At 72.6% G+C, this 24832-nt stretch carries 24 protein-coding genes and 1 riboswitch; of the genes, 8 read left to right on the top strand and 16 right to left on the bottom strand.

The window, feature by feature from the left end; all coding sequences use genetic code 11:
* Positions 1 to 386 precede the first annotated feature (386 nt).
* Positions 387 to 1544, bottom strand: coding sequence for an alpha/beta hydrolase (locus ABD369_RS19955; protein WP_344637813.1), 1158 nt, complete (start codon positions 1542 to 1544; stop codon positions 387 to 389).
* Positions 1545 to 1812: 268 nt separating this feature from the next.
* Between ABD369_RS19955 and ABD369_RS19950 the strand changes: the two genes are divergently transcribed.
* Positions 1813 to 2040 (top strand): hypothetical protein, encoded by a 228-nt coding sequence (locus ABD369_RS19950; RefSeq protein WP_344637812.1) that lies wholly within the window; start codon positions 1813 to 1815, stop codon positions 2038 to 2040.
* Positions 2041 to 2095: 55 nt separating this feature from the next.
* Here ABD369_RS19950 and ABD369_RS19945 read toward each other — a convergent pair whose 3' ends face one another.
* The gene (locus tag ABD369_RS19945; RefSeq protein WP_344637811.1) at positions 2096 to 2698 is read right to left on the bottom strand and encodes an HAD family hydrolase; all 603 of its coding nucleotides are present in this window, start codon (positions 2696 to 2698) and stop codon (positions 2096 to 2098) included.
* Between the two features lie 210 nt (positions 2699 to 2908).
* On the opposite strand from ABD369_RS19945, the gene ABD369_RS19940 reads away from it, so the two are divergent.
* A complete protein-coding gene (locus ABD369_RS19940) occupies positions 2909 to 3934 on the top strand; it encodes an ABC transporter substrate-binding protein (RefSeq protein WP_344637810.1) in 1026 nt (341 codons plus the stop codon).
* A gap of 5 nt (positions 3935 to 3939) precedes the next feature.
* Here ABD369_RS19940 and ABD369_RS19935 read toward each other — a convergent pair whose 3' ends face one another.
* A complete protein-coding gene (locus tag ABD369_RS19935) occupies positions 3940 to 4767 on the bottom strand; it encodes a hypothetical protein (RefSeq protein ID WP_344637809.1) in 828 nt (275 codons plus the stop codon).
* A gap of 266 nt (positions 4768 to 5033) precedes the next feature.
* Here ABD369_RS19935 and ABD369_RS19930 point away from each other — a divergent pair, with 266 nt between their 5' ends.
* Positions 5034 to 7571 carry a helicase-associated domain-containing protein gene (locus tag ABD369_RS19930; protein WP_344637808.1) on the top strand — a complete coding sequence of 846 codons (2538 nt, stop codon included), beginning with the start codon at positions 5034 to 5036 and terminating at the stop codon, positions 7569 to 7571.
* Between the two features lie 35 nt (positions 7572 to 7606).
* Here the strand turns inward: ABD369_RS19930 and ABD369_RS19925 are convergent, their stop codons facing one another.
* On the bottom strand, positions 7607 to 7858 hold the full coding sequence (locus tag ABD369_RS19925) for a hypothetical protein (protein WP_344637807.1): 252 nt from the start codon (positions 7856 to 7858) through the stop codon (positions 7607 to 7609).
* 97 nt (positions 7859 to 7955) lie between these two features.
* Between ABD369_RS19925 and ABD369_RS19920 the strand changes: the two genes are divergently transcribed.
* Complete coding sequence (locus ABD369_RS19920; RefSeq protein ID WP_344637806.1) at positions 7956 to 9590, top strand: DNA repair helicase XPB; 1635 nt, start codon at positions 7956 to 7958, stop codon at positions 9588 to 9590.
* Positions 9591 to 9623: 33 nt separating this feature from the next.
* Here the strand turns inward: ABD369_RS19920 and ABD369_RS19915 are convergent, their stop codons facing one another.
* The gene (locus ABD369_RS19915) at positions 9624 to 9782 is read right to left on the bottom strand and encodes a hypothetical protein (RefSeq protein WP_344637805.1); all 159 of its coding nucleotides are present in this window, start codon (positions 9780 to 9782) and stop codon (positions 9624 to 9626) included.
* Positions 9783 to 10084: 302 nt separating this feature from the next.
* Here ABD369_RS19915 and ABD369_RS19910 point away from each other — a divergent pair, with 302 nt between their 5' ends.
* Positions 10085 to 12202 (top strand): HelD family protein, encoded by a 2118-nt coding sequence (locus ABD369_RS19910; RefSeq protein ID WP_344637804.1) that lies wholly within the window; start codon positions 10085 to 10087, stop codon positions 12200 to 12202.
* A 55-nt stretch (positions 12203 to 12257) separates the two neighbouring features.
* Here the strand turns inward: ABD369_RS19910 and ABD369_RS19905 are convergent, their stop codons facing one another.
* From ABD369_RS19905 to ABD369_RS19895, 3 genes are all read right to left on the bottom strand, one after another.
* Positions 12258 to 12944, bottom strand: coding sequence for a copper homeostasis protein CutC (locus tag ABD369_RS19905; RefSeq protein WP_344637803.1), 687 nt, complete (start codon positions 12942 to 12944; stop codon positions 12258 to 12260).
* Positions 12945 to 13055: 111 nt separating this feature from the next.
* Positions 13056 to 13943 (bottom strand): hypothetical protein, encoded by an 888-nt coding sequence (locus tag ABD369_RS19900; protein ID WP_344637802.1) that lies wholly within the window; start codon positions 13941 to 13943, stop codon positions 13056 to 13058.
* Entirely contained in the window at positions 13940 to 14287 is a 348-nt protein-coding gene (locus tag ABD369_RS19895; protein ID WP_344637801.1) for a PadR family transcriptional regulator, read from the bottom strand. The genes ABD369_RS19900 and ABD369_RS19895 overlap by 4 nt, the downstream gene beginning before the upstream one ends.
* 113 nt (positions 14288 to 14400) lie before the next feature.
* Between ABD369_RS19895 and ABD369_RS19890 the strand changes: the two genes are divergently transcribed.
* Complete coding sequence (locus tag ABD369_RS19890; protein ID WP_344637800.1) at positions 14401 to 15042, top strand: HD domain-containing protein; 642 nt, start codon at positions 14401 to 14403, stop codon at positions 15040 to 15042.
* Between the two features lie 35 nt (positions 15043 to 15077).
* Here ABD369_RS19890 and ABD369_RS19885 read toward each other — a convergent pair whose 3' ends face one another.
* The 7 genes from ABD369_RS19885 to thrC form a co-directional block, all read right to left on the bottom strand.
* Positions 15078 to 15341: a DUF4031 domain-containing protein gene (locus ABD369_RS19885; RefSeq protein ID WP_344637799.1), complete on the bottom strand. Its 264-nt coding sequence runs from the start codon at positions 15339 to 15341 to the stop codon at positions 15078 to 15080.
* A complete protein-coding gene (locus ABD369_RS19880) occupies positions 15338 to 15694 on the bottom strand; it encodes a hypothetical protein (protein WP_344637798.1) in 357 nt (118 codons plus the stop codon). The genes ABD369_RS19885 and ABD369_RS19880 overlap by 4 nt, the downstream gene beginning before the upstream one ends.
* Positions 15695 to 15742: 48 nt before the next feature.
* The gene (locus tag ABD369_RS19875; protein ID WP_344637797.1) at positions 15743 to 15979 is read right to left on the bottom strand and encodes a hypothetical protein; all 237 of its coding nucleotides are present in this window, start codon (positions 15977 to 15979) and stop codon (positions 15743 to 15745) included.
* Positions 15980 to 16169: 190 nt separating this feature from the next.
* The gene (groL, locus tag ABD369_RS19870) at positions 16170 to 17792 is read right to left on the bottom strand and encodes a chaperonin GroEL (RefSeq protein ID WP_344637796.1); all 1623 of its coding nucleotides are present in this window, start codon (positions 17790 to 17792) and stop codon (positions 16170 to 16172) included.
* 360 nt (positions 17793 to 18152) lie between these two features.
* On the bottom strand, positions 18153 to 18359 hold the full coding sequence (locus ABD369_RS19865; RefSeq protein ID WP_344637795.1) for a cold-shock protein: 207 nt from the start codon (positions 18357 to 18359) through the stop codon (positions 18153 to 18155).
* Between the two features lie 613 nt (positions 18360 to 18972).
* Positions 18973 to 19251 (bottom strand): ubiquitin-like small modifier protein 1, encoded by a 279-nt coding sequence (locus ABD369_RS19860; RefSeq protein WP_344637794.1) that lies wholly within the window; start codon positions 19249 to 19251, stop codon positions 18973 to 18975.
* Positions 19252 to 19307: 56 nt separating this feature from the next.
* Complete coding sequence (gene thrC / locus ABD369_RS19855; protein WP_344637793.1) at positions 19308 to 20591, bottom strand: threonine synthase; 1284 nt, start codon at positions 20589 to 20591, stop codon at positions 19308 to 19310.
* A gap of 16 nt (positions 20592 to 20607) precedes the next feature.
* Positions 20608 to 20741: riboswitch (SAM riboswitch) on the bottom strand.
* A gap of 335 nt (positions 20742 to 21076) precedes the next feature.
* On the opposite strand from thrC, the gene ABD369_RS19850 reads away from it, so the two are divergent.
* Together ABD369_RS19850 and ABD369_RS19845 are read left to right on the top strand one after the other, a co-directional pair.
* The gene (locus tag ABD369_RS19850; RefSeq protein WP_344637877.1) at positions 21077 to 22069 is read left to right on the top strand and encodes a glucosyl-3-phosphoglycerate synthase; all 993 of its coding nucleotides are present in this window, start codon (positions 21077 to 21079) and stop codon (positions 22067 to 22069) included.
* A gap of 263 nt (positions 22070 to 22332) precedes the next feature.
* The gene (locus tag ABD369_RS19845) at positions 22333 to 23820 is read left to right on the top strand and encodes an alpha,alpha-trehalose-phosphate synthase (UDP-forming) (RefSeq protein WP_344637792.1); all 1488 of its coding nucleotides are present in this window, start codon (positions 22333 to 22335) and stop codon (positions 23818 to 23820) included.
* 75 nt (positions 23821 to 23895) lie between these two features.
* Here ABD369_RS19845 and otsB read toward each other — a convergent pair whose 3' ends face one another.
* A complete protein-coding gene (gene otsB / locus ABD369_RS19840) occupies positions 23896 to 24762 on the bottom strand; it encodes a trehalose-phosphatase (RefSeq protein ID WP_344637791.1) in 867 nt (288 codons plus the stop codon).
* Positions 24763 to 24832: the final 70 nt, after the last annotated feature.

The following is a 24832-nucleotide window of genomic DNA, read 5'->3' as shown; positions in this document are numbered from 1 at the left end:
GGGGCCGCTGATCGCCGGATGGACGGCGAGCCGACCACATGGACAGCGGGGCCGGGCTCGTTCTGCAGGCTAATGATCCGTTAGCGGTTCAACCGCTCACCGCGGGCCAGGCAGTCGCCTGGGGTCCCGCGAGGGGGATCCGGGCGCCGATGGTGCGTGCGCCGCTGAGGCATCGGCCGCTGCCCCGGGCTTGGCGCGGCCGGGGCGCGGCACAGCGCTGTCCATGGCTCACACCCCCGTCGGGAAAGCGGGGCGTCCGGACGGCCCCGTGCGTTGGCTGCATACCCTGGTCAACGGGAGTCCAAAACTCCCAGTTCCCGGGGAACTGCATGCAGTGACGGGGACGTCCGGACGTCGGAACTCAACCGAGCGCCGCGGGCGAGGCCTCAGGCGGGGCTGCCGCCGGGGGCCGCGGACGGGGCGTTGAGGTGCTGCCCCAGCCAGCCGAGCGAGGCCGGGAGCATCCGGTTCCAGGTGTTGAAGTTGTGGCCGCCGGTGTCCAGGGTGATCGAGGCGACCTTGGTGTCGCTGCCCTTGGTGGCCTTGATGAACTTCTTGGTGTCCGCGAAGTACTTCCCGTCGCCCTCCTTGGGCCCGCCGACCAGCAGCGAGACCTTCGGCTTGGGCAGGTGGGCCAGGCGCCAGTCCAGGTTGGCCTCGTTGCGGCGGTCCTCGCTGCCGGCGAACAGGTCACCGGTGGTGGCGTCCTCGGCAGCCTTGTAGTAGCCGGAGAGCGAGACGGCGGCGGAGAAGACGTCCGGGTGCTTCATCGCCAGCTTGAGCGCGCAGTAGCCGCCGGTGGAGTTGCCGATCAACCCGAAGCTGCCGGGCCCCTCTGCGACCCGGTACGAGTCGCGGATGGCCTGCGGGACGTCCTTGGCGAAGTACGTCTCGGACTGCGTGCTGTCCGGGATGTCCTCGCACTCGGTGTCGCGCGGCATCGCCGGGGACGGGCGCATCATGATCAGGACGGTCGGGCTGGTCTTGCCCTCCTTGATCAGCTGCAGCTCGGTGGAGGGGTAGTTCAGCTTGGTGATCAGGTTCTTGGCGTCGCCGGGGAACCCGGTGATCGCGATCGCCGCCGGGAACTTCTTGTCCTTGAAGTCCGGCTGGAAGTACTGCGGCGGCAGGTAGACGTATCCCTCGGTGGACAGCTTGGTGGTGGCGCCCGGAATGCGGATCTTCTCCAGCTTGCCGACCACGGCCGGGTCACGGCCGACGGTGTTGGCGCCGCGCACGTTCTCGGTGGAGATCTGCTGCACACCCGGGTGGTCCTTGCCGAGCGCGCTCTGGATCGTCACCGGGCCCTGGTTGCCGGTACCCAGCAGGTCGGCCCAGCTGCTGTAGAAGGCGAAGTAGTTGTTGGCCGCCAGACCGAGCGTGCACATCACCGCGAACTGCGTGCCCACGATGGTGCCGAGCCGGCCCAAGACCGCCACCACGGAACGCTTGGCGAGCCTGGGCCACACCCAGACGGTGCCGGCGACCATCAGTACCGAGATCAGCGCGGACAGCGCCAGCACCTTGTGACTGGTCAGACCCATGCGTCGTTACGCCCCTGCTCCACCTTTGGCCAGGCTCCACCTTTGGCCATGCTTCCCCGTTGCCCCATCGGCACCGGCCTTCGCCCGGGGAGACTCCCGTCGGAAGACCGGCATCCTCCTAGGGTGCCTGAGAGTTCCCTGGGAGACCTGAGCGCCAGGGGTGAGCCTACCCCCGTCGATCGGCGGGGGTACGCCGGGTCTGCCAGACTGAACCGTCGACACCGGGTCGACGCCTTCGACCAGAGCCGCACCAGCTGGAGGAACGGGCATGAGCAGCACCAAGAGCCCCGGCGACGGACTGGTCCGGGCCGGCACGATCGTCTTCCTCGCCGGGTCGATCGCCACCATCGCGACCTTCGTCCCGCTCTTCTTCGGCCTGCCGCGGTTCCCGAGCATCGCGTACTGGGTCTGCATGCTGATGCCGGCCGGATTCCTGCTCGCGCTCTGCGGGCTGCTGCGCTCGGCCCGCGCCCAGCGCCGCCGCGCGGCCGCCTGACCGCCCGGGCGGCGCGCCGGGGCGCGATGGCCCCCGCCCCGGGCGGCCGGCAGCCTCAGCGGTAGGACTCCAGCCAGGCCGGGAACTCCGTCAGGTCGCCGAGCACCACGTCCGCCCCCGCCTCGCGCAGTTCCGCCGCGCCGTACGGCCCGGTGGCCACGCCGACCGCGACCGCGTCGGCGGCCCGCGCACCGCGGATGTCACCCAGGTGGTCGCCGACGTACACGGACGCACCGTGTTCCCGCAGCGCATCGCCCTTGCCCTCGGCCCAGGTGTCGCCGACCACGATGTCCGGGGCGAGACCGACGTGGTCCAGCTGGAGGCGGGCGTTCGGCTCGTACTTGCCGGTGATCACGGCGACCCGGCCGCCCCGGGCGCGGACCGCGTCGATCGACTCGCGCGCTCCGGGCAGCACCACGGTGCCCGGCAGCGCGTGCTCGGGGTAGAGGGCGCGGTAGCGGACCGCCATCTCGGCCACGCGCTCGGCCGGGAACCAGTTCGCCAGCTCGTGCTCGAGCGGCGGGCCGAGCCGGGTGACCACCAGGTCACTGTCGATCCAGGTGCCGGTGGCGGCGGAGAGGGCCTGGTAGGCCGCTCTGATCCCGGGTCGGGTGTCGAGCAGGGTCATGTCGAGGTCGAAGCCGACGGTGAGAGCCATGGAACCCAGGGTATGCGGGCGATCCGTCCGTCCCGGGTCCGCCGGGTGAACGGATCGGGCGCCGGCCATTGGACTGCGACGCCCGGGCGCGCCCCGGGCGGCACGGCACTGACTACTACGACAATTCCGACATACTGGGCGGGCGGCCCCGTTCGCGATCACCCGTCCACGGCCGCACGTCCGCGATCACGGCCATGCGAGGAGGGCCCGATGCCGCGTCAGCTCTCCCGCCGCAGCGCCCTGCTCGGGCTGGCCGCGCTCGGCTCGGAAGCCCTGGCCGGATGCAGTTCCCCGCCCGGCGGCACCCACGGCGGCGGCTCCTCGCCCGGCCTGCCCGCCACGCCGTCGCCCACCGTCCCCGAGACCGGGCCACCGAGTCCGCGACCGCTGCCCAGCACCACCGTCACCGCCGCCACCGGCACGGTGGTGGTGCCCGGGTCGCCGGTCCGGGTGGTCACCCTGGACACCGCCGAGCTCGACTCGGCGATCACCCTCGGCATCAGCCCGGTCGGCGCCGCCCACGCCCCCGCCGACCGCGGCCTGCCGAGCTACTGGCCCGCCTCCTGGCTCGCGAAGATCGCCTCCGTCGGCACCGTCGGCAACCCCGACCTCGCCAGGATCTCCGCACTCGCCCCCCAGCTGATTCTCAGCAACCAGACCCGCGACGGCACCCGCTACGACGCCCTGAGCCGGATCGCCCCCACCGTCCTCACCCAGACCACCGGCTACCCGTGGAAGGCCGACTTCCAGCTGCACGCCCAGGCCCTCGGCCGGCAGGAGCAGGCCGCCGCGGTCGTCACCGCGTACGGGCGGCACGTCGCCCAGACCTCGCAGGCCATCGCCGAGGCCGGGTCCGCCGGGAAGCGGGTCAGCGTCGTCCGCTTCATCGAGGGCTCACCGAACGTACGGCTCTACGGCAGACAGAACTTCATCGGCACGCTGCTCACCGACCTCGGCCTCGCGCGGCCCGACCCGCAGAACGTCGACCAGTTCGACGTCGAGGTGCCGCCCGAGCAGATCGCCAAGGCCGACGGCGACGTGCTGCTCTACTCCACCTACGGCGATCCGGCGAAGGCCGCCACCGCCGCCGTACTGGCCGGCAGCGGCTGGCAGGCGCTGGCCGCGGTCAAGGCGCACCGGGTCTTCCCGGTGGACGACCAGCTCTGGTTCGAGGGGATCGGCTACACCGGCGCCAATCTCGTGCTCGCCGAACTCCAGCACCTCCTCGGTGGGTGATCCGCTCAACCCTTGGGGCTGCGGCGGAGGTTCACGACCAGCAGGAAGAGCGCCGAGAGGACCGCCGCCAGCCGCAGCACGGTCGGCGCGGCCGTCAGGGCCGCGTGGTTGAACTGGTCCGGGGCCACCGGGGAACCCCAACGTCCCTTCGCCCGGCCCCAGTACCAGACCGTCGAAGCCGTCATGGTGGCCATCGGGATGCCGAAGACCGCGAACTTCTTGGTGAGATCGCCCAGCCTGGCGGAGAGGTAGGCGGCGGCCCAGCCGACCAGCATGATCAGGATCTGCCCGGTCAGCGCCCCGGCGAGCAGCACCACCGCGGCGATCAGCAGCAGCGGCGACGGACGGCGGCCGGCCAGCAGGCCGGCCGCGCGCGGCGGCTTCCCCGTGGGGGCCGCCGGGGTGTCGCCAGTGGCGGGCACCGCGGCCTCGGCCGGGTCCTTGCGCGGGTCCGGTACGACGGGCGCGGCCGCGGGCTCGGCGCTGCCGAAGTCGAAGGTGACGCTGTCCCAGCCGGGGAAGTCGGCGGCGCTCGGTCCGGGGCCGGGCACGACCCGTCTGGGGCGCGGGGCCCCCGCAGCGGGTGCGCCCACCGCCGGGGCGGGCCCGGCCTGCGCTGCGGCGGGCGGGGGGTCCGCCGGCCCCTCGGGCGTGTACACGCTCTCCTCGGGTGCGGCACCGCCCGGCTGTCCGAGGACCCGCTGCGGCCTGTCAACCCGCCACCACTCACCGTCCGAGCGGCCACCCTCGTGCCCGTCCGCCATCGCCCCGCCACCCCGCCTCGTGTAGCCGTGCCGCCGACCGCCGACGGTACCCACTCCCTGAGTACCCACGCGAGCCCCGCACCCTCAGGGGCGCCGGGAACCTCCACGGGAAGGTGCGCCGCAGGGGCACGGGAGCTGCGCGAAAGCGGCGGGCACCCGCGCCGCGCCGATCCCGCCGGCGCGAAGTCGCAGCCCGGGGCGCGGGGAGTCGCGCACGGCCGACGGCAGGGTGCTGAGGCCGCCGACCCGTGGCCCGCAGGCGCCACCCACTGATCGCGTCAACGCCTCCCGCTCGGGGAGGTGCGCTCAAAGAACGGCCGACTAGGCTGGGTCGAATGACCGCATCGCAGCGTGCCCCGCGCCCCGGCCGAACCGTCGCCGCACCACGTACGCTCGCCGAGGAACTGCGCGCCCGCAGCGACGAGGCGCTGGCCGAGCTGCTGCGGGCCCGCCCCGACGTGCTGAACCCGGTGCCGAGCGACCTGACCCAGCTGGCCGCCCGACTCTCCGGCCGAGCCTCCGCGCTGCGCGCGCTGGAACGACTGGACCGCTTCACCCTGCAGGTCGCCGAGGCCCTGGCAGCCGCTCCCGAGGGCAGTTCCGAGGCCACCGTCCGCAACCTGCTGGCCGGTCCCGCCCGGGTCGGACCGCACCCGGGGGCCGCGGCGGCCGACCGCGCCGCCGTCACCGCCGCCCTGCCGACCGCACTGGCCGCCCTCCGCGGCCAGGCCCTGCTCTGGGGGCCGGACTCCGCGCTGCGCCTGGTGATCGCCGTCCGCGAGGCGCTCGCGCCCAGCGCCAACAACCCGGGCCGCACCGGCCTCGGCCCCACCTTCGCCGAGGCGACGGCCGGCATGTCCCCGGCCCGGCTGCAGCAACTGCTGGCCGGCGCCGGGCTGTCGCCGACCCCGGATCCGGTCACCGCCGTCGCCGCGCTCGCCGGGCTGCTCACCGACCGCAAGCGCTGCGCCGCGCTGCTCGCCGAGGCCCCCGAGGCCTCGCTCGCGCTGCTGGAGAAACTGGTCTGGGGCCCGCCCACCGGCACCGTCCCCGATGCCGCCCGCCCGGTGACCGCCGAGGAGGCCCGCAGCCCGGTCGAGTGGCTGCTGGCGCGCGGCCTGCTACTGCCGTCCAGCCCCGGTTCGGTTGTGCTCCCCCGCGAGCTGGCGCTGCACCTGCGCGGCGGCCGCAGCCACCGCGCCGTCGAGCCCCTGGCACCGGCGCTGGTACCGGGCCCCGAGCGCGATCCGCAGGCCGTGGACAGCGCCGCCGCCGGGCAGGCGTACACCGCCGTCCGCACCGTCGAGGAGCTGCTGGACGCCTGGGGCCTGCAACCCCCCGCGAACCTGCGGGCCGGCGGGCTCGGCGTACGCGACCTCAAGCGGACCGCGCTCACCCTGGAGTGCCCCGAGCCCACCGCCGCCTTCTGGCTCGAACTCGCCTACGCCGCAGGCCTGCTGGCCTCCGACGGCGAGGTGGACGAACGCTGGGCACCCACCCCGGCGTACGACACCTGGCTGCAGCAGCCGATCGCCGAACGCTGGGCGCTGCTCGCCCGCAGCTGGCTGGCCACCACCCGGGTGGGCCGGCTCGCCGGCACCCCTGACGGCAAGGGCAGGATCCGGGCCGCCCTCGGCCCCGAGCTGGACCGCACCCTCGCCCCGTCCGTCCGCCGCGCCACCCTCGCCCTACTGGCCTCGCTGCCGCCCGGCGGCACCGCCGGCGCCGGTGCGCTGCTGCCCGTACTGCGCTGGCAGCGCCCGCTGCGCGGCGGCCCCGTCCAGCAGGACGACCGCGAACTGCGGGACCACCTGGTCGACTTCACCCTGGAGGAGGCCGAGATGCTCGGCCTCACCGGCCGGGGCGCACTCGCCGCGCCGGCCCGTACGCTGCTGGCCTGCGGCGACCCGGCACCCGTGCTCGGGCCGCTGCTGCCGCAGCCGCTTGACCACGTGATCCTGCAGCCCGACCTCACCGCGATCGCGCCAGGGCCGCTGCTCACCCCGCTCGCCCAGGCGCTGGCACTCTGCGCGGACATCGAGTCCAAGGGCGGTGCCACGGTCTACCGCTTCACCACCGAGTCGGTGCGTCGCGCGCTGGACGCCGGGCGTACCGCCTCCGACCTGCACGCCTTCCTGGAGCAGCACTCCAGGACCGGCGTCCCGCAGCCGCTGACCTACCTGATCGACGACGTCGCCCGCAGGCACGGCGTGCTGCGGGTCGGCGCCGCCTCCTCGTACCTGCGCTGCGACGACACCGCCCTGCTGGCCGAGGTGCTCGCCGACCGGCGGGCCGCCGAGCTGCGGCTGCGGCTGCTCGCGCCGACCGTGCTGGCCGCCCAGGCACCGCCCGAGACCCTTCTCGCGGTGCTGCGCGGCATGGGCTTCGCACCGGCCGCCGAGTCCGCCGAGGGCGATGTGCTGATCACCCGCCCCGACAGCCACCGCACCCCGCCACGGACCTCCCCGGCACCCGTCCCCGACGGTCCGCCGCGCCCGGACGACGTCCTGCTGGGCGCCGCGGTCAAGGCGGTGCGCGCGGGCGACCGGGCGGCCACCGCCGTCCGCAAGGAGACGGTGGCCGGCCCCGCGGCCACACCGCAGCAGACCGGACCGGCCCGTACCGATCTGCGGCAGCTCCCCCGCACCGCCGCCGCCGACACGCTCGCCGCCCTGCAGACGGCCGTCCTGCTCGGCGAGCGGATGTGGATCGGCTACGTCAACGCGGAGGGACTGGCCTCGCAGCGCGTCGTCGACCCGGTCAAGGTCGAGGGCGGCTTCGTGACGGCGTATGACCACCTCACGGACGAGGTACGCACCTTCGCCCTGCACCGCATCACCGGCGTCGCCGAGGTGGACGACGACTCCGACTGACCGGCCGCGGGGCCGGGGCGCGGCGGCGCAGGGGCTCAGTGCGGCTTCTGCTGCTCCTTGGCCGCCGTCTCCTTGGCGTGCTGCTCCTTGGCCTGCTGGACGATCTTGTTGGTGTCCGGCAGCGAGAGGTCCTGGCCGCTGATCAGACTGGCCGCCTCCAGCCCGACGAAGGTGAAAGGCCCACCGGTCTCGCCGAGCCCGGCCAGGGCGTGCGCGGGGGTGGCGGAGGCCGCGAAGGCGGCACCGGACAGGACAACGGCGGAGAGTACCCGCTTCGGCGTCTTCATGCCCGGCTCAACGAGGATCCTCGGCACGGGTCACGTGCTTCGGGCCGAGTGCGGGACACTGGAAAGTCTGCGACCGGACCTACGGAGGTTTCCCCGCGTGAACGACGGACCGCTCATCGTCCAGAGCGACAAGACGCTGCTGCTGGAGATCGACCACCCGAAGGCCGCCGACTGCCGCCGGGCGATCGCGCCCTTCGCCGAGCTGGAGCGCGCCCCCGAGCATGTGCACACCTACCGGGTCACCCCGCTCGGCCTGTGGAACGCCCGCGCCGCCGGACACGACGCGGAGCAGGTCGTGGACGCCCTGGTGAACTACTCCCGCTACCCGGTGCCGCACGCGCTGCTGGTGGACGTCGCCGAGACCATGGCCCGCTACGGCCGCCTCCAGCTCTCCAAGCACCCGGTGCACGGCCTGGTGCTCACCACCACCGACCGGCCGGTGCTGGAGGAGGTGCTGCGTTCCAAGCGGATCGCCCCGCTGGTCGGCGCCCGGGTCGATGCCGACACCGTGATCGTGCACCCGTCCGAGCGCGGCCAGATCAAGCAGGTGCTGCTCAAGCTCGGCTGGCCGGCCGAGGACCACGCCGGATACGTGGACGGCGAGGCGCATCCGATCCACCTGGAGGAGGACGGCTGGGCGCTGCGCCCGTACCAGAAGCAGGCCGTCGAGGGCTTCTGGCACGGCGGCAGCGGTGTGGTCGTCCTGCCCTGCGGCGCGGGCAAGACCCTGGTCGGCGCGGCGGCGATGGCCGAGGCCAAGTCGACCACGCTGATCCTGGTCACCAACACCGTCTCGGCCCGGCAGTGGAAGCACGAGCTGGTGAAGCGGACCTCGCTGACCGAGGACGAGATCGGCGAGTACAGCGGCACCCGCAAGGAGATCCGTCCGGTCACCATCGCCACCTACCAGGTGATGACCACCAAGCGGAAGGGCGTCTACCCGCACCTGGAGCTGTTCGACGCCCGCAACTGGGGCCTGGTGGTCTACGACGAGGTGCACCTGCTGCCCGCCCCGGTCTTCAAGTTCACCGCCGACCTGCAGGCCAGGCGGCGGCTCGGGCTGACCGCGACCCTGGTCCGCGAGGACGGCCGCGAGGGCGACGTCTTCTCGCTGATCGGGCCCAAGCGCTTCGACGCCCCGTGGAAGGAGATCGAGGCCCAGGGCTACATCGCACCGGCCGACTGCTGCGAGGTCCGGGTCACCCTCACCGACTCCGAGCGCCTCGCGTACGCCACCGCCGAACCCGAGGAGCGCTACCGCTTCTGCTCGACCACGGCGACCAAGCGCCGGGTGGTGGAGGCCCTGGTCAGGAAGCACAAGGACGACCAGACGCTGATCATCGGTCAGTACATCGACCAGCTCGACGAGTTGGGCGAGGCGCTCGGCGCGCCCGTGATCAAGGGCGAGACCAGCAACCCCCAGCGCGAGAAGCTCTTCGACGCGTTCCGGAACAAGGAGATCAGCGTGCTGGTGGTCTCCAAGGTGGCCAACTTCTCGATCGACCTCCCGGAGGCGACCGTCGCCATCCAGGTCTCCGGCACCTTCGGCTCCCGCCAGGAGGAGGCCCAGCGCCTCGGCCGGGTGCTGCGGCCCAAGGCGGACGGCCACGCGGCGCACTTCTACTCGGTGGTGGCCCGCGACACCGTGGACCAGGACTTCGCCGCCCACCGGCAGCGCTTCCTGGCCGAGCAGGGCTACGCGTACCGGATCATCGACGCCGACGACGTGTGAACGGGTGACGGCCGGTCATGATGCGGCCGGCCGTCAGAGCTTGACGCCGTCGCGCCCGAGGAAGACCACCCGCGCGGCGGTGTCGAGCATGATCCCCACGGTACGGACGGCCTGGGCCATCGGGCCGCGGCGGCGGCTGTCGCCGACGGCACCCCGGCCGGGTCGGTGCTGCTTGATGCGTTCGCTGTTCATGCCCTCGACGTTAGGCGCCGTGCCACCGCCCGGTCGTCAGCCCGAAGGGCGCGATGACCTGGCCCCAGGTCCTTCTCCAGGTGTACGACACCCCTACGTCAAGGCGTACGTGAACCCTGAGAAAACGATTAGCGCCGGGCTCGGCGGCGGTCTAGGATCTCCGGTCTTGCCCCCTCCCGAACCGTGGTGCCAACCGTCGGCAGCCGTGGGAGGTCCCGGCCGGTCGGCAACCGGTCGCGTCCTTCACTGTGAGCTACGACGAGTCCGCCGCCCCATCGCGAGGACGGCCGGGAAGGTTCGCTGTGCACGCCCCCACCGACCACTCCGCCACCGACCCCCTGCAGCGCGAGCGCGACCACCTGGCCGCCTCCAGGTCCGCGTTGAAAGCCATGCGCGAGGACGTCGAGTCCCTCGACCTGCGCGACGTCACTGGCACCTGGGTCTCCGCCGCCGTCCTGCAGAACCAGATCGAGCAGCGCATCGCGGCGCTGGCCGACCTCGCCCACACCCCGCTGTTCTTCGGCCGGCTGGACTACCTGCACGCCATCAGTGAGCACCTGGCCGAGGACACAGGAGGGGGCGCGCGAAGCGCTTCGGGCAAGGGTGGTGGTGGGCGACGGGCGGGCGAGCGGTTCTACATCGGCCGCCGGCACGTGCACGACTCGGACGGCGACCCGATGGTGATCGACTGGCGCGCACCGGTCTCCCAGCCGTTCTACCGGGCCAGCCGCACCGACCCGATGGACGTCGAACGCCGCCGCCGGTTCGGCTACACCGGCGGCGAGTTGACCGCGTACGAGGACGAGAACCTCACCGACCCCGCCGAGTCGGACACCCGCTCCGCGCTGCTCGCGGCCGAGATCGAGAAGCCCCGCGTCGGCCCGATGCGCGACATCGTCGCCACCATCCAGCCCGAGCAGGACGAGATCGTCCGCGCCGACATCGCCGGCACCGTCTGCGTCCAGGGCGCCCCCGGCACCGGGAAGACCGCGGTCGGCCTGCACCGAGTCGCCTACCTGCTCTACGCGCACCGCGAGCGGCTCGCCCGCACCGGCACCCTGGTGATCGGTCCGAACCGCTCCTTCCTCCACTACATCGAGCAGGTCCTGCCCGCTCTCGGCGAGTTGGACGTGGCCCAGGCCACCGTCCAGGAGCTGGTCGGCCACGTCGAGGTCCGCGGCGCCGACACCGCCGAGGCCGCCACCGTCAAGGGCGACGCCCGGATGGCCGAGGTGCTGCGCCGCGCCGTGCGGTCCGGGATCAGCCTGCCCACCGAACCCTGCATGGTGATCCGGGGATCGCGCCGCTGGCGCGTTCCGGCGTACGAACTCGTCGAGATCATCGAGGAGTTGAAGGACCGGGACGTCCGCTACGGCGCGGCCGGGGAGGCGCTGCCGCAGCGCATCGCGCACGCCGTCCTGCTGAAGATGGAGCAGAGCGGCGAGGCCCCCGACGACCGGGTGCAGGACGCGGTCGCCCGCAACTCGGCGGTCAAGGCGGTGGTCAAGCAGTGCTGGCCGCCGGTCGACCCGGCCAAGCTGGTGCACCGGCTGCTCACCGACGCCGAGTTCCTGGCCGAGTGCGCGGAAGGGATCCTGGACGCCGAGGAGCAGGCCGCGATCCGGTGGACCAAGCCCGGCCGGTCCCTGAAGACCGCCCCCTGGACCCCGGCCGACGCCGTACTCGTCGACGAGGCGGCCGACCTGGTGCAGCGCACGCCCTCGCTCGGGCACGTGGTGCTGGACGAGGCGCAGGACCTCTCCCCCATGCAGTACCGGGCCGTCGGCCGTCGCTGCTCCACCGGCTCCGCGACCGTCCTCGGCGATCTCGCCCAGGGCACCACCCCCTGGGCGACCGGCAGTTGGCCCGAGGCCCTGCAGCACCTCGGCAAGCCCACCGCGCACATCGAGGAGCTCACCACCGGCTTCCGGGTGCCCGAGGAGGTCATCGCGTACGCCTCCCGACTGCTTCCCGCGATCGCCCCCGGGCTGGCGCCGGCCACCTCGATCCGCGACACCCCGGGCTCGCTGGCGATCGACCGCGTCCTCGACGGGCCGGACGGGCTGACCGAGGCCGTGATCGAGGGCTGCCGCAAGGCCCTCGCCCGTGAGGGCTCCACCGGACTGATCGCCGCCGACGACCGGATCCCGCTGCTCGCCGAGGCCCTGACGGAAGCCGGACTGCCGTTCCTCGCCCCCGGCACCGAGACCAGCACGGAGGCTCGGCTGACCCTGGTCCCGGCCTCGCTCGCCAAGGGTCTCGAGTACGACTACGTGGTCCTGGACGAACCCGCCGCGGTGGTCGCCGGCGAGCCGGACGAACGCACCGGCCTGCGCCGCCTGTACGTCGCCCTGACCCGCGCGGTCTCGGGCCTCATGGTGGTCCACTCCGAGCCGCTGCCGGAGCAACTGCGGGGGTAGCGAGCGGGGTTGCGGGGAGCCTCGGCCGGTCGCAACTCCCCGCACTCCGGCCGCCTCAACCGTCCAGCAGGGCGCGCCATTCGGCGACCTCGGCGGGGTCGACCGGGGAGGCCCAGCCGTTCTCGCGGACGGCGCTGCCGATGTGGAAGGCGTCGAAGCCGGCCGCCCGCAGCCCAGGGACGTGCTCGGCGCGCAGCCCGCCGCCGACCAGGATCCGCTGCCGATATCCCGGTTCACCGGACTTGGCCAGTTCCTCGGTCAGGACGTCGAGCCCGGCGTCCACGCCGGCCGCCGCTCCTGAGGTCAGGAAGGTGTCCAGGCCCGGCAGTTCGCCGACCGCGGTCCGGACGGCGGCCCGGTCGGCGCTGTGGTCGAGCGCCCGGTGGAAGGTCCACCGGCAGCCCGCGACAGCCTCCGCGACGGCGGTGGTCGCGGCCAGGTCCACGGCACCGCCCGCGTCCAGGAACCCGAACACGAACTCCTCGGCCCCCTCGGCCCGCAGCGCGGCGACGCGGTCGCGGAGCTCGTCCAGATCGCCCGGCGCGAAGCCGTCGCGGATCCGCAGCATCACCCGCAGCGGAATGGCGACGGTGGCCCGGATGGCGGCGAAGTCGGCCACCGAAGGGGCCAGTCCGTCGGCGGCCATGTCGGCGACCAGTTCGAGGCGGTCGGCACCGCCGGCCTCGGCAGCCCGGGCGTCCTGCGCCGTCAGTGCGATGACTTCGAAAATTGGTCTAGACATATCGTTACCTTGCCACACCCCGGGCCGGCGCCCAAGCCGGCGCGCGGGCCCCGCGTCGCGCGCCCGGCCCACCACATCCCGGGATGGGCCGGGCGGCGACGTCCGCCGAGGTCAGGCGGCTGCCGGCGGTTCGCCCTTCGCCCGTACGGCCTTGACGAGCCGGAGTGCGGCCAGCGGCAGTACCACCACGAACCCGACGGCCGCCAGCATGCCGATCGGACCCTCGAAGCCGTTCAGGAGGCTCAGCAGGTTGAAACTCACCAGCAACGGCAGCGCGCCGACGACCATCCCGGCCGGCCACAGCCGACGCCGGTGCACCGCCAGCAGGGGCAGGATGGCCAGCAGAAGCTGGAGCGGCCGCCAACTCGGGTCCCAGAACAGCGGGGTGTGCAGATAAGCCTGGCCGAACATGAGCAGCCAGGGCAGCACCGCACCCGCGAGCACCATCGGCAGCGTCCGGCGGGAACGGCCGCTGAGCAGGTCCGGCGGCGCCATCAGCAGCATGGCCAGCCACACCAGCGGCACGCTCACCACCCAGACGAGGCCGAGGAGGGAGGCGGAGAAGAGGGCCCTCCCCGCCAGCAGCGCCAGGCCGGGAACCGACGCCGCCACACCGGTCCAACGCGCCACGCCCCACCGCCCGGCGACGGCCGCCACCGCCGCCAGCGCCCAGGAGGCGACCAGGGCGAGCTGCCACGCATGCCCCTGGCCGCTCGACGACGGGTCGACCAGCCCGGAGAGGCAGAGCCAGAGCCCGAGGCCGGCTCCCAGCACGAACGGCACCGCCTGTGCGACCACCTGTCCCGGTACACCACCGGAGACCAGCCCGGTCCGCACCCGCAGGCCGTGCCCGGCGATGCCGGCGAGTTCGCGCAGGCGCAGCAGCCGCCCACCGCCCACCGTCACCGACTCGTACACGGCGATGATCTCCTCACCGCGGTCGTCCCGGTACCACTCCGGGTACAGGCTCAACGCGGCCTTCAGCGAACGGTCCGTCATGCCGTCACCCCCCTCAGCCTCGGACGGGCGGTGGACAGTCGACGCTCCGCCTCCACGACCACGGCGCGCAGACGCTCGGTCTCGGCGCTCAGCGCCGCACGTCCGCCGTCGGTGAGCGCGTACGTGCGCCGGGCGCGCCCGTCCACCACCTCGTCACTGGCGACCTCGATCAGCCCCTGGCCCAGCAGACGGTCGAGAGCGCCGTAGAGGGTGCCGGTGCGCATCCTGACCCGGCCGTCGGAGATCGCGGCGACCTCCTGAATGAGGGCATAGCCGTGCCTGGGGGCATCGGCCAGCGCGGTGAGCAGGAGCAGTGTGGGCTCCTGCATGGATCGCTCTGTCATGCGACTACATATATCGGCGAACTGCATATGCTGTCCACCGGCACCAGCAACGCTCCTGACCGTTCGTCCGATCCGGCCGACGCACGGTCAGCCCGACCCGCCACAATGACGGCATGCCGACCGAGACCCACCCGCTGCTCAAGGACTGGAACGCGCTGCTGACCCGCTGCGGCGCCACCGCCGACCCCGCGCCGTACGGGCGCGACCTGCTGGAGCGCTGGGCCGAACCCCAGCGCCGGTACCACACCACGGCACACCTCGCCGCGGTGCTCGGCCACGTGGACGGGCTGGCCGGGCACGCCGAGGACCCGGACGCCGTCCGACTGGCGGCCTGGTTCCACGACGCGGTCTACCGGTCGGACCGGTCCGAGAACGAGGAGCGCAGCGCCCGGCTGGCCCTCCGCGCACTGCGCGATGCGGGCCTGGCCGAGGAGTTGACCGCCGAGGTGGCCCGGCTGGTCCGGCTCACCGTCACCCATCGCCCCGAGCCCGGGGACGGCAACGGCGAGGTGCTCTGCGACGCCGACCTGGCCGTGCTCGGCGGACCGCCCCAGGCGTACGCGGCGTACGCGGCAGCGGTACGCGAGGAGTACGGCTTCGTTTCCGAGGACGCCTTCCGGGCCGGACGGGCCGCCGTGCTGCGGCAGTTGCTCGATCTGCCCGCCCTCTACCGCACCCCTGAGGCCCGGGAGCGCTTCGACGCCCAGGCCCGGGTCAATCTGGCCGCCGAACTCGACACGCTCGGCGGGTCATAGGCGCGGCCCCACCGGCCATGGACGCGGCCGCGCGGTCAGCGGGCCATGGCCTTGCGCCGGCGCAGCCCGGCGGCGGTCAGCCGGACCACCAGCTCCTTGCTGCCGACCGGCTGCGCACCCAACCGCAGGGCGTCCTGGTAGCGGGCGGCCGGGATGTCGTAGTGGTCTCGCTCGAACGCGCGCTCGGGAGCGCCGAGTTCGCAGGCGAAGGCGTGCAGTTCCTCGTACGAGACGTCGCTGACCAGGTGCGACCAGAGCCTGCCGTGGCCCGGCCACACCGGGGGGTCGATGAGGATCACGTCAGCTGCCCGACCGGCGCCACCACGATGCCGTTCTTGCCGCAGACCCAGTGCGGCTCCGGCCCCAACTCGGGCTCCACACCGAGAGCGTGCGGGTCGCCCTCGGCGGCGCAGGCGGTGCACAGCGGCCAGCGCCCGTACGCCTCCAGCAGCGCGTCCTGCACGTCCTGCGCCAGCAGCCCGAGCACGAAATCCGTTCCGTCCGGCCACTGCTCCAGCCACCAGCGCCGGTGCGTCACGGCCTTCTCGACCATCGAGACGACCTCCGCCTCGGCCACGTCCCGGGCGGTGAGGTCGGCGAGGATCAGGGCGCGGGCGGCGTGCAGTGCGGTTTCGATCTCAGAGCTGGCCATACCCCGATTCTCCCGCAGCTTCCTTGGCCGTCGGGACGCCGTCCGTCTTCACAGGACGATCTCCGTGCCCAGGCTCTGATAGACGCCCACGCCTGGCGGCAGGCACTCGATCAGGGCCCGGTGGACCTCCTCGGCGATCATGTTGTGGTCCACACCGGGCGGAGGCACCAAGTGGATCTTCCCCTCGTCGATCTCGGCGCGCCAGCCCTCCGGGACGTCCAGCTCCCGCCAGGTGTTCAGCAGATAGTTCCAGTGCAGACCCGGCTCGACAGCCATCGCGGTCACCGCTGACCTCCCCCCTTCCTCGTGACGCTGATCGCACTCACCGTACGGGTCCTCGGAGCCGCCGAAACCGTCCATGCGCCCAGCGTCCCACGAACGGGTGACCGCTTCCGGGAACGCCGCGAGGGCGGCCTCCCCGCTGTGGGGAGACCGCCCTCGTGGACGATCAGAACTCGCCGATCCTCGGGGAGGATCAGAAGTCCATGTCACCGCCCGGCATGCCGCCGCCGGCCGGGGCAGCGGCCTTCTCCGGCTTGTCGGCGATGACGGCCTCGGTGGTCAGGAACAGCGCCGCGATGGACGCGGCGTTCTGCAGCGCGGAGCGGGTGACCTTGGCCGGGTCGATGATGCCCTCGGCGACCAGGTCGACGTACTCGTTGGTGGCCGCGTTCAGACCGTGGCCGGCGGGGAGGTTGCGCACCTTCTCCACCACGACGCCGCCCTCGAGGCCGGCGTTGGTCGCGATCTGCTTGATCGGGGCCTCCAGCGCGACGCGGACGATGTTGGCACCGGTGGCCTCGTCGCCGTCCAGCTCGAGCTTCTCGAACGCGACACCGGCCTGCAGCAGGGCGACGCCACCACCGGCGACGATGCCCTCCTCGACGGCGGCCTTGGCGTTGCGGACGGCGTCCTCGATGCGGTGCTTGCGCTCCTTGAGCTCGACCTCGGTCGCGGCACCGGCCTTGATGACGGCCACGCCGCCGGCCAGCTTGGCCAGGCGCTCCTGCAGCTTCTCGCGGTCGTAGTCCGAGTCGCTGTTCTCGATCTCGGCGCGGATCTGGTTCACGCGGCCCGCGACCTGCTCGCTGTCGCCGCCACCGTCGACGATGGTGGTCTCGTCCTTGGTGATGACGACCTTGCGGGCGGTGCCCAGGAGGTCCAGGCCCGCGTTCTCGAGCTTGAGGCCGACCTCCTCGGAGATGACGGTGCCACCGGTGAGGATGGCGATGTCGCCGAGCATGGCCTTGCGGCGGTCACCGAAGCCCGGGGCCTTGACGGCGACGGACTTGAAGGTGCCACGGATCTTGTTCACGACCAGGGTCGACAGGGCCTCGCCCTCGACGTCCTCGGCGATGATGACCAGCGGCTTGCCGGACTGCATGACCTTCTCCAGCAGCGGGAGCAGGTCCTTGACCGAGCCGATCTTGGAGTTGGCGATCAGGATGTACGGGTCCTCGAAGGACGCCTCCATCCGCTCCAGGTCGGTGGCGAAGTAGGCGGAGATGTAGCCCTTGTCGAAGCGCATGCCCTCGGTGAGCTCCAGCTCCAGGCCGAAGGTGTTGCTCTCCTCGACGGTGATGACGCCTTCCTTGCCGACCTTGTCCATGGCCTCGGCGATCAGCTCGCCGATCTGGGTGTCGGCGGCGGAGATGGAGGCGGTGGAGGCGATCTGCTCCTTGGTCTCCACGTCCTTGGCCTGGGCCAGCAGCTGGTCCGAGACGGCGGCGACGGCCTTCTCGATACCGCGCTTCAGGGCCATCGGGTTGGCGCCGGCGGCGACGTTGCGCAGACCCTCGCGAACCAGGGCCTGGGCCAGCACGGTGGCGGTGGTGGTGCCGTCACCCGCGACGTCGTCGGTCTTCTTGGCGACCTCCTTGACGAGCTCCGCGCCGATCTTCTCGTACGGGTCCTCGAGCTCGATCTCCTTGGCGATGGAGACACCGTCGTTGGTGATCGTGGGGGCGCCCCACTTCTTCTCAAGGACGACGTTGCGGCCCTTGGGGCCCAGCGTCACCTTGACTGCGTCGGCAAGCTGGTTCATGCCACGCTCAAGGCCGCGGCGAGCTTCCTCGTCAAACGCGATGATCTTGGCCATCGGAAGTGGTCCTCCAGGACACGGTCGACTGCTCGGACCAAGAGGTGCCCGCGACGGACGGCACCCAGGAGCGGGGGTCCTTTCCCCTGCCGCTCCCCGGAACCTCACCGACCCGGTCCGTTGTCACTCTCGAGCGGAGAGTGCTAACGCCAATGATTAGCACTCTGGGATACCGAGTGCAAGCCCAATGCGACAGTGTCGACCGGGAGTCGGCGATCACGAGCGGCCGCCGGTGTCCGGATCCGGACACCGGCGAAGACAGCAGTGGACCCGCACGACGGGGGTCGTACGGGTCCACTGCTCGAACAACGTTGTGAGCGCCAGCTCGTGACCGAGCCGAGGGCTCCGCAGGCCGGAAGGTCAGACCGCAGCGGCGCGGACCATGTCCGCCTGCGGGCCCTTCTGCCCCTGGGAGATCTCGAACTCGACCCGCTGGCCCTCTTCGAGGGTGCGGTAGCCGTCCATCTGGATCGCGCTGTAGTGGACGAACACGTCCGCACCACCGTCGACCGCGATGAAGCCGTAGCCCTTCTCCGCGTTGAACCACTTGACGGTGCCCTGAGCCATTCCGAACTCCCCTTGTGCTGTGCTGGCCCTTCACGGACCCGCAGGGTGCGGGCCCAGGCTGGTAGGCCGGCCCGAGGAAACCCCCCTGGGCGCAGCCGTGCACGCCGCAAACCTCCGCCGCCTCCCGGGAGTTGCCGGGCCGACGGGTGATTGCGTGCGACCGCCGCTGAATGTATCCGGACAGGTGCCCTCTGCAACAGGCCCAACTTCCGGGAATTCCATCCGGAAGTTTTCGGATACCGCGGGATGAAAGCGGCAGACCGTGCCTATTCCCGCCGGGCATAATGGACGAACGCTCGCAAATCGCCGGTGAATTTCTGACGTCGTCCTGACATCTTCTGCGGCAGACTGTCCAAGGTCCGTCTTAGCGGCCGGAAGAGCCCTGTGTATGCGATCGGCCGTCAGGGCGTCGGGGGCGGGCCCGCCGCGGGCCGCGTTCCCGGGGTTGGCCGGCGGGATGCATGCCGGTATCTGCGCACTTTACCGCCCCTTCGGGCCACCCTTTTCCACCGGCACGCCGAGAGCCGCCGACCGGCACGGAAATAGCCATTCCATGCCCGTCGACGGCTCCCGGTGTGCTAGTCCCGCGGCATCCGGAGCGGGTGCCGGCCGGTCAGCAGCCGCCGGCCACCGCGGGGATGACCGAGACGCTGGCGCCGTCCTTGATCTCGGTCTCCAGGCCCTCCGCGAAGCGCACGTCGTCGTCGTTGACGTAGACGTTGACGAAGCGGCGCAGCTTGCCCGCGTCGTCCAGGATGCGGGCGGCGATGCCGGGGTGGTTGGCGTCCAGGTCGGCGATGACGGCGGCCAGGGTCGCGCCCTGGGCGCTCACCTCGGCGGCACCGCCGGTGTAGGTGCGCAGGATGGTGGGGATGCGGACGGAAGCGCTCATGGTGCGAAGCTCCTAGGTGCGGTGGTGTCTTGGGGCCGGGAGGGAGCGGGCGGGCGTCAGACGGACGCCAGGCCCGCAGCGCGGAAGGAGTTAAGCGTCGGGCGGATGGTGGCGGTCAGTCCCGCGTCGGCCACCGCGTCCAGGGTCTTCAGACCGTCGCCGGTGTTGATCGCGACGGTCTCCTTCGACGGGTCCAGCCGACCGGTCTCGACCAGCTTCCTCAGCACGCCGACGGTCACCCCGCCCGCCGTCTCGGCGAAGATGCCCTCGGTCCGGGCCAGCAGCCTGATCGCGGCCACCACCTCGGCGTCGGTGACGTCCTCGACCGCGCCGCCGGTGCGGCGGGCGATGTCCAGCACGTACGGGCCGTCGGCCGGGTTGCCGATCGCCAGCGACTTGGCGATGGTGTCCGGCTTGACCGGGCGGATCACGTCGCGGCCCGACTTGAAGGCCGCGGAGACCGGGGAGCAGCCCTCGGCCTGGGCGCCGAAGATCCGGTACGGCCGGTCCTCGACCAGACCGAGCCCGATCAGCTCCTGCAGGCCCTTGTCGATCTTGGTGAGCTGGGAGCCAGAGGCGACCGGGACGACGATCTGCTCCGGCAGCCGCCAGCCGAGCTGCTCGCAGATCTCGTACGCCAGGGTCTTGGAGCCCTCGCCGTAGTACGGACGGAGGTTGACGTTGACGAAGCCCCAGCCCGCACCGGCCGGGTCGCCGATCAGCTCGGAACAGAACCGGTTCACATCGTCGTAGTTGCCCTCGATGCCGACCAGTTCGCCGCCGTAGACACCGGCCATCACGACCTTGCCCCGCTCCAGGTCGTGCGGGATGAACACGCAGGACCTGAACCCGGCCCTGGCCGCCGCCGCACCCACCGCGCCGGCCAGGTTGCCGGTCGAAGAGCACGACAGGGTGGTGAAGTTGAAGGCTCGCGCCGCCTCGATGGCACAGGCGACCACCCGGTCCTTGAAGGAGTGGGTCGGGTTCCCGGAGTCGTCCTTGATGTGCAGCTGCGCGCTGAAGCCGAGTTCGCGGCCCAGGTTGTCGGCCTTGACCAGCGGGGTCCAGCCGGGGTTCAGGTTGGGCTTGCCGGCCACGTCGGCCGGGACGGGCAGCAGCGGGGCGTAGCGCCAGATGCTGGCCGGGCCGGCCTCGATCCGCCGGCGCAACTCCTCGGCACGGTACGACCCGAAGTCGTAGGCGATCTCCAGCGGGCCGAAGCACTCCAGGCAGGCGAAGCTCGGACCGAGCGGGAAGCGGGTGCCGCACTCGCGGCAGGACAGTGCGGCGGCGGGGCCGAGGTCGACGGTGGCGACGGGTACACGGGTAGCGGTAGCCATGATGGCGAGGCCTCTCTCCTCATCTTCCCCGTGGTGCGGTCGCGCCACGGGCCGGAATTGGCACCTGTCCCGCCGGGGCCTGTGCGACAGCCGGGCGAGAAGGTTGCCGGGACGTCGACGGGCCGTTCCCTCAGTCCCTCTGGATGAGCTCTGTGAAGTTGTGATCGCGCTGGTCACGCTGCTCGGCCGGCCCCGCGGTGCGAAGCCCCGGGCCGAGTTACGAAGACTGTAGCCGAAGGTGTCAAGCTCGAAGGGGAGCGTCCGACACACGAGATGAACCCGACAGTTTCCGCCCGAGCGCAAGGAGCGACACCGTGCCCGACCAGCCGACCCGCCGAGTCGAGGGGCGCGCCGATGCCGCAGTGCCGATCGGCGGCTGTGCCGCCCGCGACGGACGACAGGCGGCGAACGAGCACCGGGTTGAGGAGCGCCGGCACCGGATCGAAGCGCCCGGAGCCGAGCAGGCGGTGACCGCCCCCGAGGCCCTGCTGCCGGAGGTGGGGCGCTGGCTGCGCGAGCGCTCCTGGACGGCCGCCGACCGTCCCGTCGAGGCCCTGCTGGCGGCCAAGCGGGCGGCGGGCCGGGCGGGTACGGTCAGCGTGGTGCTGCCCGCGCTGGACGAGGAGCCGACGGTCGGCGAGATCGTCCGGACGATCCGGCGCGAACTGATGGAGCGGCTTGCGCTGGTCGACGAGCTGGTGGTGGTCGACTCCGGCTCGGTGGACCGGACGGCCGAACTCGCCGCCGCCGCCGGTGCCCGGGTGGTGCACCGCGACGACCTGCTGCCCCGGATACCCGCCGTCCCGGGCAAGGGCGAGGTGCTCTGGCGCTCGCTGCTGGCCACCTCCGGCGAGATCGTCTGTTTCATCGACGCCGACCTGCGCGAATTCGACCCGGTCTTCGTCTCCGGGATCATCGGGCCGCTGCTCACCGACCCCGGGATCCAGCTGGTCAAGGCGATGTACGACCGGCCGCTGGAGACCGCGGGTGCGGTGGTGCCGGCCGGCGGCGGACGGGTGACCGAGCTGGTCGCACGGCCGCTGCTCAACCTGCACTGGCCGCTGCTGGCCGGGTTCGTCCAGCCGCTGGGCGGGGAGTACGCGGCACGGCGTTCGCTGCTGGAGCGGCTGCACTTCCCGACCGGGTACGGGGTCGAACTGGGCCTGCTGGTGGACGCCCTGGACGAGGTCGGCCTGGACGCCCTGGCCCAGGTGGACGTCGGCGTCCGGCACCACCGACACCAGGACGGACAGGCCCTCGGCCGGATGGCGGCCACCATCTACCGCACCGCCCTGGAACGACTGGAGCGCACCCACCGCCTCAAGGCCGCGGACGACCTGGTCCACCCGCATCTCACCCAGTTCACCCGCGACCCGCTCGCCCGCGGCTTCGCCTCCCACACCCACCCGGTCGCGGCGTTGGAGCGACCCCCGATGCGGACGGTTCCCGAGTACACGGCGCGCCCCGCCGCCGGGTGAGGATCCGCGCGGGGTCGCCGCCGCGGTGTGTCGCCCGGGGTGCGCGTGGTTTGCAACCATTGCCGTCCGGCAAGGTTGAAGACGTGACTCCCCCTCTCGCGACGAGAGGGCGTCCCACTTGGCCCCGTGGAACCTCACGGCGGCCAAGCCCTGACCGCTGCCCGTGGGCAGGTCACTGACTGTACGGGTCCGCAGCGCTCCCATCCACCGCGCACCGGGAGCCCATCCCTTCGGATGAATCCGCGGCCCTGAGAAGAGGACTGATGGCCGACTTCGCGACCGAACGTTCGAATCCGACCGGCAGGGCACCGATCCTGGTGGCCTCGAACCGCGGCCCGGTGTCCTTCAGCATCGAGGTCGACGGCTCACTGACCCCGCGCAGAGGCGGCGGCGGCCTGGTCTCCGGTCTCTCCGCGATCGACGACCCGTCCTCCGTCTGGGTCTGCGCCGCGCTCGGCGACGCCGACCGCGCGGCGGTCCGCCGCTCCCCCGAGGGCAGGCTGGATCTGGGCGGCTTCGACGTCGGCGGCCAGGCCGTGCGGATGCTCGACATCGACCCGGACACCTTCAACCGCGCCTACAACGGGATCGCCAACTCCAGCCTGTGGTTCGTCCACCACCTGCTGTACGACACCCCCTTCTCGCCGCTCTTCGACGAGCGGTTCCACCGCGCGTGGGAGTCCTACGGCGCGTACAACGCCGCCTTCGCCGAGGCCCTGGCCGCCGAGGCGGCCCCGGGCGCGGCGGTGCTCGTCCAGGACTACCACCTCTCGCTCACCCCGGCCCTGCTCCGCGAGATGCGGCCCGACCTGCGCATCGGCCACTTCTCGCACACGCCGTGGGCCCCGCCCGAGTACTACCGGATGCTGCCGGACGATGTCGCCGAGGCGGTGCTCGCCGGCATCCTCGGGGCCGACCGGGCGGCGTTCCTGACGCTCCGCTGGGCGTTCGCCTTCGCCGACTGCTGCGAGGCGGTGCTCGGCGCGACGGTGGACCGGGACGCCCTCACCGTCACCCTCTCCGGCCGCACCACCCGGCTCGGTGTGCACAGCCTCGGCGCCGACGCCGACTTCCTCCGCTCCCGGTCCCACCGGCCGGACGTGGACGCCAGGTTGGCCGCGCTGCGCGAGTCGGTCGGCAGCTCGGCGGACGGGACACCGCGCCGGACGGTCGTCCGGGTGGACCGCACCGAGCTGAGCAAGAACATCGTCCGCGGCCTGCTCGCCTACCGGCACCTGCTGCGCACTCGGCCCGAGTGGCACGACCGGGTGGTGCACATCGCCTTCGCCTACCCCTCCCGCCACGACCTGCCCGAGTACCGGGAGTACACGGCCGCCGTCGAGCGGATCGCCCAGGAGATCAACGACGAGTTCGGTACGGAGCGTTGGCGCCCGCTGATCCTGCACGTCAACGACGACTTCCCGCGCTCGCTGGCCGCCTACCGGCTCGCCGACGTGGCCTTGGTCAACCCGATCAGGGACGGAATGAACCTGGTCGCCAAGGAGGTGCCGGTGGTCTCCGACGCGGGGTGCGCCCTGGTGCTCTCCCGCGAGGCCGGCGCCCACGCCGAACTCGCCGACGACGCCCTGGTGGTGAACCCGTACGACATCGTCGCCACCGCCGACGCCCTGTACCGGGGCCTGAACATGCCCGCCGGCGAACGCGCCGACCGCACCAAGCGGCTGGCCGACGCGGCCACCGTACTCTCGCCCCAGCAGTGGTTCCTGGACCAACTCCGCGCGCTGGACTGACGGTTCCGCCGCCAACAGGGCAGGGAGGGGGGGCGCGGCTCGCCCGCGCCCCGCTCCGCCCCGAGGCCTGTCGGTTCAGCCCGCCGATTCGATCCGGTCCGCCAACTCGGTGAGCAGCTCGGCCAGTCCGGCGGGTCCGGGCACCGAAAGGTCAGCCTGCTCCGCGAGTTCGCGCACCTGGGCCTCGCCCGCCACCGTCCCGCTGCTGCACACCAGCAGGCCGGGCAGCCCGTCCGCCCGGCGCTTCTCGACGGCCGCGTACGCCGGCAGATCGCCCAGGTCGTCCCCGGCGTACAGCACCGCGCCGGCCCTCGGGCGCTCGGCCAGGAAGGCGGTCAGCGCCGCACCCTTGTCCACCCCGGGCGGACGCAACTCCAGTACGTAGCGGCCGGGTTCGACGATCAGGCCGTGGTCGGCGGCGAGGTGGGCCAGCGGCTCGCGGAGCAGTTCGAGCGCGGCTTCGGGCGCGCCGGTTCGACGGGTGTGCACGCCCAGCGCCCGCCCCTTGTCCTCCACCCAGGTGCCGGGGTGGGCGCCCGACCGCTCCAGCACGCCGGGCAGTTCGGCGCGGGCGGCGGCCACCCCGGGCGGCGGCTCGGCGGCGGTCAGCTCGGCCGTCTCCGCCTCCCAGCGTTCGGCGCCGTAGTGGCCCAGCACGGTGAGGTGCCCGAGGCCGGGGGCGGCCGGGAAGCCGCCGTACCGCGCGGCCACCTCCGCCGGCCGGCCCGTCACCACCACCACCGCACCGACCAGTGGAGCCAGCCGGGAGAGCGCGGCCACCGCGTCGGGATGGGCGCGCGCCTGCTCGGGGTCGGGAACGATCGGGGCCAGCGTCCCGTCGAAGTCGAGCGCGATCACCGCCTCGGACGGGGCCGCCAGCAGGGCCGCCAGGCCCGCCCGGCCGACCGGGGTACTCGGTGCGAACTGTTCGGTCCTACCCATGCACCGACCCTACCCAGCACAGGGATGACTGAGCCTTCGAAGACGCGCGGAGCCGGGCGTGGCGCGCCGC

This window comes from Kitasatospora cystarginea (genome assembly GCF_039533515.1).
Lineage (GTDB): Bacteria > Actinomycetota > Actinomycetes > Streptomycetales > Streptomycetaceae > Kitasatospora > Kitasatospora cystarginea.
The sequence above is the reverse complement of the archived record's forward strand: the minus strand, read 5'-3'. Positions and strand labels throughout refer to the sequence as shown.

Excerpts from the sequence above, each read along its gene's own strand:
- ABD369_RS19955 (WP_344637813.1), bottom strand. The coding sequence starts at position 1,544 with ATGGGTCTGACCAGTCACAAGGTGCTGGCGCTGTCCGCGCTGATCTCG.
- ABD369_RS19950 (WP_344637812.1), top strand. The coding sequence starts at position 1,813 with ATGAGCAGCACCAAGAGCCCCGGCGACGGACTGGTCCGGGCCGGCACG.
- ABD369_RS19945 (WP_344637811.1), bottom strand. The coding sequence starts at position 2,698 with ATGGCTCTCACCGTCGGCTTCGACCTCGACATGACCCTGCTCGACACC.
- ABD369_RS19940 (WP_344637810.1), top strand. The coding sequence starts at position 2,909 with ATGCCGCGTCAGCTCTCCCGCCGCAGCGCCCTGCTCGGGCTGGCCGCG.
- ABD369_RS19930 (WP_344637808.1), top strand. The coding sequence starts at position 5,034 with ATGACCGCATCGCAGCGTGCCCCGCGCCCCGGCCGAACCGTCGCCGCA.
- ABD369_RS19925 (WP_344637807.1), bottom strand. The coding sequence starts at position 7,858 with ATGAAGACGCCGAAGCGGGTACTCTCCGCCGTTGTCCTGTCCGGTGCC.
- ABD369_RS19915 (WP_344637805.1), bottom strand. The coding sequence starts at position 9,782 with ATGAACAGCGAACGCATCAAGCAGCACCGACCCGGCCGGGGTGCCGTC.
- ABD369_RS19905 (WP_344637803.1), bottom strand. The coding sequence starts at position 12,944 with ATGTCTAGACCAATTTTCGAAGTCATCGCACTGACGGCGCAGGACGCC.
- ABD369_RS19900 (WP_344637802.1), bottom strand. The coding sequence starts at position 13,943 with ATGACGGACCGTTCGCTGAAGGCCGCGTTGAGCCTGTACCCGGAGTGG.
- ABD369_RS19895 (WP_344637801.1), bottom strand. The coding sequence starts at position 14,287 with ATGACAGAGCGATCCATGCAGGAGCCCACACTGCTCCTGCTCACCGCG.
- ABD369_RS19890 (WP_344637800.1), top strand. The coding sequence starts at position 14,401 with ATGCCGACCGAGACCCACCCGCTGCTCAAGGACTGGAACGCGCTGCTG.
- ABD369_RS19880 (WP_344637798.1), bottom strand. The coding sequence starts at position 15,694 with ATGGCCAGCTCTGAGATCGAAACCGCACTGCACGCCGCCCGCGCCCTG.
- groL (WP_344637796.1), bottom strand. The coding sequence starts at position 17,792 with ATGGCCAAGATCATCGCGTTTGACGAGGAAGCTCGCCGCGGCCTTGAG.
- ABD369_RS19865 (WP_344637795.1), bottom strand. The coding sequence starts at position 18,359 with ATGGCTCAGGGCACCGTCAAGTGGTTCAACGCGGAGAAGGGCTACGGC.
- ABD369_RS19860 (WP_344637794.1), bottom strand. The coding sequence starts at position 19,251 with ATGAGCGCTTCCGTCCGCATCCCCACCATCCTGCGCACCTACACCGGC.
- thrC (WP_344637793.1), bottom strand. The coding sequence starts at position 20,591 with ATGGCTACCGCTACCCGTGTACCCGTCGCCACCGTCGACCTCGGCCCC.
- ABD369_RS19845 (WP_344637792.1), top strand. The coding sequence starts at position 22,333 with ATGGCCGACTTCGCGACCGAACGTTCGAATCCGACCGGCAGGGCACCG.
- otsB (WP_344637791.1), bottom strand. The coding sequence starts at position 24,762 with ATGGGTAGGACCGAACAGTTCGCACCGAGTACCCCGGTCGGCCGGGCG.